The sequence below is a fragment of the Nakamurella sp. genome, assembly GCF_048594475.1.
Classification (GTDB): domain Bacteria; phylum Actinomycetota; class Actinomycetes; order Mycobacteriales; family Nakamurellaceae; genus Nakamurella.
In genome coordinates this window covers 1-1,609 of record NZ_JBMDXT010000128.1, presented here as the reverse complement: position 1 = coordinate 1,609, position 1,609 = coordinate 1, and the positions used below count along the sequence as shown (strand labels likewise).

At 73.6% G+C, this 1,609-nt stretch carries 2 protein-coding genes and 1 tRNA gene; 1 reads left to right on the top strand and 2 read right to left on the bottom strand.

Going from position 1 to position 1,609, the window contains the following annotated elements:
• Positions 1 to 45 precede the first annotated feature (45 nt).
• Positions 46 to 119: transfer RNA gene (locus ACOJUF_RS06595), tRNA-Ile, on the bottom strand.
• A 146-nt stretch (positions 120 to 265) separates the two neighbouring features.
• Complete coding sequence (locus ACOJUF_RS06590; RefSeq protein WP_420121064.1) at positions 266 to 868, bottom strand: DUF3566 domain-containing protein; 603 nt, start codon at positions 866 to 868, stop codon at positions 266 to 268.
• 13 nt (positions 869 to 881) lie between these two features.
• Between ACOJUF_RS06590 and ACOJUF_RS06585 the strand changes: the two genes are divergently transcribed.
• On the top strand, positions 882 to 1,571 hold the full coding sequence (locus ACOJUF_RS06585; protein WP_420121063.1) for a hypothetical protein: 690 nt from the start codon (positions 882 to 884) through the stop codon (positions 1,569 to 1,571).
• Positions 1,572 to 1,609 lie beyond the last annotated feature (38 nt).

The following is a 1,609-nucleotide window of genomic DNA, read 5'->3' as shown; positions in this document are numbered from 1 at the left end:
GAGCGCGGCAAGGGCCGTCAGAGACGACGTACGAAGGGTGTCGGGTGGGCCTAAGTGGACTTGAACCACTGACCTCTGCCTTATCAGGGCAGCGCTCTAACCGTCTGAGCTATAGGCCCGGGGGTTGCTCCGGTAATCCCGGCGCGATCGCCAACCCTAGTCTATCCGGGAGCAATCCCACAAATCGGTTCGACGGCCGGGCGGAACGGGAAGTACTCGGTGCGACATCGCACCGAGTCCTTCCCGTTGTCCCGCTGGGCGGGGATCAGTCCTCGGCAAGGGTGATCTCCAGGCCGCCGAGCATGGTGGCGGCCAGGTTGTAGAGGAACGAGCCGAGGGTGGCGAGCGCGGTGAAGATCACCACGTCGACGCAGGCGATCAGCGCGCTGACCCCCATCACCTTCTGGGTGTTGATGTACTCCTCGATCCGGAACGGGGTCGTGTCACCCGGCGTGGAGACCACGCTGGCCACGATCTCGTTGACGGAGTCGAACAGCCCGGACGTCGACAGCACGGTCCAGATCACGTACACGGCGACGACGAGCATGATGCCGGCCGCGATCGAGAACAGGAACGACGTCTTCATGACCGACCACGGATCCAGCCGGGACAGCCGGAGCCGGGCCTTGCGCGTCCGCCGGGCGTTGCCCGACTTGGCCTTGGCCGCGGCCGCGGCGTCGGCCGACGTGGCCGACGCGGCCACCGGTGCCGCCGCCGTGACGGCGGGCAGCACGGCCGTGCTCGGTCCGGCCGTCTCCTCCAGCGGCGCCGCGGCACCGTCCTCGGGCGTGCTCTCCGGGGCGGCGGGCTGCGGGAACCGCGACTGCGGCGCCGTGGCCGTGGAGTCGGCCCGGTAGAGCGGCTTCACCTCGGGAGCCGAGGTGGCCGAAGCCGGGGCGGTGGCCGAGGACGACGAGGCAGGTACGTTCGGGGTGTACGGACCCGGTGCCACTGCACCCTCGCGCGCCGTCACCTCCGCGCCCCCGGGACGCAGGCCCGGAGGAGTGCTGGGACGGGCCCAGGGCGAGTTGGCGGGGACCGACGGGGTGCGGCTCGGACCGGGGCTCGCCGCAGCAGCGGCGCCGGCCGCGGCCGCGGCCGCTCCGGCGGTGGTCCCGCCGGCGAGACCCGGGGTCGGCCCGCTCGACGACGGTGCCGTCGACGACGGCGTGGACGTGGTGCTGGAGGATCCGGCCGCGTCGGTGTCCGACCCGCTCGCGGACCGTTCCTGGCCGGGGGCACCGAAGGCGCCGGTACGGGCGCCGGCGGCACTGGCCGGACCGGACTTCTTCAGACCGAGACGCTCCAGCAGCGACTTCTTGGGCGGCGCGTCGCCGATCGACCGACCCGGGCCGGAGGCGCCGGCAGACGGCACCGAGGGTGCCGGGCCGGGCTGCGGGGACGGCACCGGCGAGGCCGCCGAGCGCGGGGCTGACGAGGTGGACGCTGCGCTGGCGCCGGACGCCGGGCCCCGTCCCGAGTCACCGGGCGCGGCCGTCTCCGACGACGGCCCGGTCACCGGGGTGGCGGACGCGGCCGAACGGGCCGAGTACGCGGAGTTGGCCGAGTAGCCCGAACCCGCGGAACGGGCCGACGGCGCGGAACCGCC